This is a genomic window from Rhizobium sp. 57MFTsu3.2, assembly GCF_012932765.1.
Taxonomy (GTDB): domain Bacteria; phylum Pseudomonadota; class Alphaproteobacteria; order Rhizobiales; family Rhizobiaceae; genus Rhizobium; species Rhizobium altiplani.
In genome coordinates, this window is sequence record NZ_JDWI01000071.1 from 1 (window position 1) to 4,850 (window position 4,850).

Annotated in this window: 8 protein-coding genes; all 8 read right to left on the bottom strand. The window is 58.8% G+C overall.

The window, feature by feature from the left end; genetic code table 11:
* Positions 1 to 221 (bottom strand): transposase (locus AF71_RS31150; protein WP_169681523.1); only part of this gene is annotated, 221 nt, incomplete at its 3' end.
* A gap of 91 nt (positions 222 to 312) precedes the next feature.
* Positions 313 to 804 carry a F0F1 ATP synthase subunit B gene (locus AF71_RS31155; RefSeq protein WP_018859318.1) on the bottom strand — a complete coding sequence of 164 codons (492 nt, stop codon included), beginning with the start codon at positions 802 to 804 and terminating at the stop codon, positions 313 to 315.
* Between the two features lie 3 nt (positions 805 to 807).
* Positions 808 to 1,446, bottom strand: coding sequence for a F0F1 ATP synthase subunit B (locus AF71_RS31160; protein ID WP_018859317.1), 639 nt, complete (start codon positions 1,444 to 1,446; stop codon positions 808 to 810).
* Positions 1,447 to 1,524: 78 nt separating this feature from the next.
* On the bottom strand, positions 1,525 to 1,752 hold the full coding sequence (locus AF71_RS31165; RefSeq protein WP_003588243.1) for a F0F1 ATP synthase subunit C: 228 nt from the start codon (positions 1,750 to 1,752) through the stop codon (positions 1,525 to 1,527).
* Positions 1,753 to 1,825: 73 nt separating this feature from the next.
* Positions 1,826 to 2,578 (bottom strand): F0F1 ATP synthase subunit A, encoded by a 753-nt coding sequence (locus AF71_RS31170; protein WP_018859316.1) that lies wholly within the window; start codon positions 2,576 to 2,578, stop codon positions 1,826 to 1,828.
* A gap of 73 nt (positions 2,579 to 2,651) precedes the next feature.
* Positions 2,652 to 2,996, bottom strand: a complete 345-nt coding sequence (locus AF71_RS31175) for a F0F1 ATP synthase assembly protein (protein WP_018859315.1) — start codon at positions 2,994 to 2,996, stop codon at positions 2,652 to 2,654.
* 282 nt (positions 2,997 to 3,278) lie between these two features.
* Positions 3,279 to 4,457 carry a cell wall hydrolase gene (locus AF71_RS31180; protein WP_169684539.1) on the bottom strand — a complete coding sequence of 393 codons (1,179 nt, stop codon included), beginning with the start codon at positions 4,455 to 4,457 and terminating at the stop codon, positions 3,279 to 3,281.
* Positions 4,458 to 4,585: 128 nt separating this feature from the next.
* A partial coding sequence (locus tag AF71_RS31185; protein ID WP_169682652.1) for a transposase occupies positions 4,586 to 4,850 on the bottom strand: 265 nt, incomplete at its 5' end.

Below are 4,850 nucleotides of genomic sequence, written 5' to 3' on the forward strand. Positions count from 1 at the left end.
CGGATGCCGAACAGGTAGCCAATGAACAGCGCCTTGAACATCAAGGTCGGATCGAGCGGCGGGCGGCCGTTGTCGGCGCAATAAAGCCCCGCAACACGATCATGGATGAAGGAAAAGTCGATCACCGCGTCGATCTTGCGCAGCAGGTGATCCTTCGGCACCAGACTGTCGAGCGTCACCATCTCAAGAGCCGTCTGGGTGGGGGCAGGTTTCTTCAACATGTCCCAATGAATCACAAACCCCCAGACGGTGCCAGGGGTTTGTCAGCAATCTGAGCCCGGCATCAGCCGGGCTCTTAAGTACTTGGCAAGCTTAGTTGAGGCGGCTCTTGACCTGACCGACCGCGTCGCTGAAGAGTTCGGACCGAACCTTCGTGTCGGCCTTCTTTGCCAGAACATTTTCGGCAGCAGCGATTGCCAGATCGACGGCAGCGGAACGCACCGCCTTCATCGCATCGGCTTCCGCCTGCTTGATCTTCTGCTCGGAAACCGTCGTGCGGTTTGCGACGAATTCTTCCGTCTTCTTCTTGGCTTCGGCGGTCAGCATTTCGGCCTCGCGCTCGGCTGCAGCAACGATGTGTGCAGCTTCAGCTTCGGCTTCCTTACGCTTGCGCTGATATTCGGCCAGTAGGTGCTGGGCTTCTTCGCGCAGGCGCTTGGCTTCCGAGAGCTCGTTGCGGATCTGATCGGCGCGGTCGTCCAGCGACTTGGCCATCATGCCCGGAACCTTGAGGTAAACAACCAGCGCCAGGAACAGGACAAGGCCGACAAATGCGAAGAATGTTGCGTCGAATGCAAATTCCATCGATCAAGCCCCCTTCTTGATATCAGCGACTGCGGCGGCAACATCTGCCTTTGCCGAGGTGCCGATCAGCTGCTCTACGACAGCCGTTGCTGTTTCTTCGGCGATGGTGCCGACGTCAGCGAATGCTTTCGCCTTAATGTCTGCGATGCGACCTTCGGCAGCCTTGAGCTTTTCGGCCAGACCTGCTTCCACGGCCTTGCGGTCGGCTTCCGCCTTCAGCTTGGCAGCGTCGCGGGCGGCTGTGCCAATCGCGTTCGACTTGGCGCGCGCGGCGGCCAATTCGGCTTCGTAAGCGGCAACATCGGCGTCCGCTTCCGCCTTCAGGCGGCCTGCCTCATCGAGGTCCTGCGAGATGCGGTTGTGACGCTGCTCGAGGATATTGCCGATGCGCGGCGCGATGACCTTTTGCATGAGCACGAAGAAGACGACAAACGTAATTGCCAGCCAAAGCAGCTGCGAAGCGTAGGTCGTCGAATCGAAAGGCGGAAACACGCCGCCACCATGATGCTCGGCTGGTACGCCGGTCTCGGTGTGGACATCGCCTGCTGCCGGGGCGGCATGCGTGTCTGTACCGGTTGCTGCACCAGTTTCTGCGGTTCCCGCCGGGGCCTCTTCGGCGTAAGCCGGGGTCACAAAAAACATGCTCACCTCCAGGTGTACTGCAAATGCAAAGGATCACGGCATGCGGACTGCAGGCCGTGATCCTTCAATGCGCCTGTATTAAACGGCGAAGAGCAGGAGGAGAGCGACGAGCAGCGAGAAGATGCCCAGAGCTTCCGTAACGGCGAAGCCGAAAACCAGACGGCCGAACTGGCTGTCAGCAGCAGACGGGTTGCGCAGAGCGCCGGACAGGTAGCTGCCGAAGATGTTGCCGAGGCCGAGAGCCGTACCGGCCATACCAAAGCAAGCCAGACCTGCACCGATGAACTTTGCTGCTTCCGCTTCCATGTTGAACTCCTTTGAAATGGTTGTGTTGCGGCGAAATTGACTGACGCCGGAGGGACGTCAATGTCGGTATCCCTTAGTGGCCACCCGGATGGATCGCGTCATTGAGGTACATGCATGTCAGCACCGCAAAGACGTAAGCCTGGAGGAAGGCGACGAGGAACTCGAGACCGGTCAGGGCGACCGTCATAATCAGGGGAAGAACGGCTCCACCAACACCGACCGCACCCAGCGCTCCAAGCGAGGCAACGAAGCCTGCGAACACCTTCAAGGTGATGTGACCAGCCAGCATATTGGCGAAAAGACGAACAGAGAGCGAAATCGGGCGGGACAGGAAGGAAATGATTTCGATCGACACAACAAGGGGCAGAAGAATGCCAGGAACGCCTTGCGGGACAAAAACATTCAGGAAGTGGAAGCCGTGCTTATAAAAGCCGTAGACGAGAACCGTGCCGATAACGAGCAGCGCTAGCGCGAAGGTGACGATGATCTGGCTGGTGACCGTAAAGAAGTACGGGAACATGCCGAGCAGGTTTGCCGTCAACACGAACATGAAGAGCGAGAAGACCAATGGGAAGAACTTCATCCCCTTGGATCCGGCGCCTTCCTTCAGCATGTTGGCGATGAACTCGTAGGACATCTCCGCAACCGACTGTGAGCGGCCCGGCACGATCGCCCGGTTGGACGTCGAGAAATACAGGAAGCCGGCGGCAACGGCAGCGGACGCCACCATGAAGAGCGATGCATTCGTAAACGAGAAATCAATTCCGCCGACTTCGATCGGCACAATCTTCTGGATCAGGAACTGATGGGTCGGATCGTTAGACACCGCTTGTTCTCTCTATCTTTAGCCCGCGCGAGACGGGATTATTGCACTGGATCGAACGCCGGAGCGCCCTGCCCTATTTTCCACCATCCTGGCGCTCGGTAGGATCCGGTTTTGCAACCTTCCCCGCAGCGCGCAGAACGTTCAATACGCCGGCACAAAACCCAAGAAGAAGAAGAACGATCAATCCCCAAGGCGCCGTACCGACAAAACGGTCGAGGAGATAGCCAAGAACGGCGCCTACGACGATAGCGGAGATGAACTCGCTCGAAAGCTTCATCGCCTGGGCATAACCTTTGCGGCTTGCCTCGGCGCTGGCTTCGATAGCCTCTTCCTTCCCTGCTTCTACGCGCTTGGTTGCGAGTTTCGCTTCCAATTGCGCACGGCGCTTCTCAAGACTTTCCTCGCGGTCTTCCGCCATGGTGCTCTCCTCCGCCAGCCGCTGTCCGCGATCCCGCTACCCCGGTTTTCCGGACAACGACCCCAAGGTTTGAGAACCTTTCGGCCCGTTTTGAAGTCGCGCGCAACATAGTTTTAGCAAAAAGCATAGTCAAGGCGTGAGCGGTGGATGTCCAGCCATAAAATAGGCGATAAAAAACATGGGCTTAGGCCGATCTTGGCGCACTTATCCAAAATCGACCGAAAGAATCCGCTTTCCTGTGCTGCCAAGAGACGCAAAATCGCGTCAGGATTGGCTTTTTCCTCAGCTCCAACCGCCGCCATAGGTGCGATAGAAGACGTGCAGGCCGATGCGGCCGACCTTTTCCATGGTCTTTGCCCATTTCGGACGAACATAGACGGCATGGTAGTGCGTGGCGGAGCCAACCTGCGGGAGCCAGATCTTGCCGGCGGTGACCGCCATCGCGACTTCGCGGGCGATTCTCCAGTGATACTGCGAGTTCACCCGGTCCTTGATGTTGTCGCAGGCAAAGGAGAACTGGCATCGGTTGCGCCAATCCTCGTTCTGGTAGACGACGCCGCAGATCGTCTTCGGGTAGGCCGGATTGCGGACGCGATTAAGAATGACCTGCGCGACGGCGGCCTGCCCCTTCACCGTTTCGCCACGCGCTTCGAAATAGATGCCGGATGCCAGGCACTGCTGCTCGGCCGCCGAAAACACCGAGGGCGCCAAGATGCTTGCGGCCCAGGCGTGATCCCGCGGGCCGATCTGCGGCACGAAGCGGCCGTCGTCGGCCTTGTCGGTGAGAATCGAATCGAACGGCGACTGACGGGAGTAGTCGGGAGCGGACGGCGCATAGGCCGTCGCCAGCACGTCAGCCTTCGCGTTGGTCACGAGACCAGCCAGCATGGGCGAGACGCCGCGGTCCGGCTTGGGCGGTTCCTTCTTATAGAAATTGGTCGCGATCTGGATTTCCTTGCCCTTGATCTTCGGCTTCACGAAGGCGGATTTGTCCTTCAGGTCGAAGGTGGGCTGAAAGAGCAGGCGCGTTCGCTGGAGAATGGACCCGGCGGAAAAGTCCTTCGGCGGCTGCACCGTTTCGACAGCAACGACGCGGCCTTTCTTGGCCGGGCGATTGACGCGGTCCTCGTCCGACGTCGCCTCGTGTCCCTTGTCCTTCGCCATGAATGCGACCTTGCGGCCGTCGGGCAAAACCATGCCGGCCCCGGCAGCAATCGTGCCCGTGACTACGGGATCGGCAAAGGTCAGCTCAGCCTGATGGATCGAACCTGCCGGCGAATTGGTTAGAACCATGCGCCAGTTTTCCCTACCCTGGTCGAGGCCGGCAAGCAGAGCCGCGAGGTCGGCATGCGACGCCATCGTCGGTGACATCAGCCACCCGCAAACGCCGAAGAGCGCGGGTGAACTCCAATTTTGAAGCAAGAGGCGCAGCTTGCCACGGGAAGGGCTATTTCGACGCAACGCGAGACTCCGGCATGAGACGCATGAACATGCCGTTGAAAATGTCTCATTAACCTTGATGCTTGGTTAATGCCGTGGCCCTCCGGAGACGAAAGATTAGCGCGAGGGAAAATAAAAAAGCAACGGTGTTAGGCGTCAATCACCGTTGCTCGATAGTCTCTCATTTTGGCATTGAGGATTATGATCATCCTTCGCATGACCGCGACGAGAGCGACCTTTCCGGGCTTTCCTTTCGCTTTCAGTCGTTCGAAGACGGCCTTCATGGCTGGATCGAAGCGGATGGCGGGCAAGGCGGCGATGTAAAGGGCGTCGCGCACTGGTTTGCGGCCGCCGGCAATCATCCTCTTGCCACGCATCAGGCCACTGTCGCGATTGATAGGGGCAACACCGACC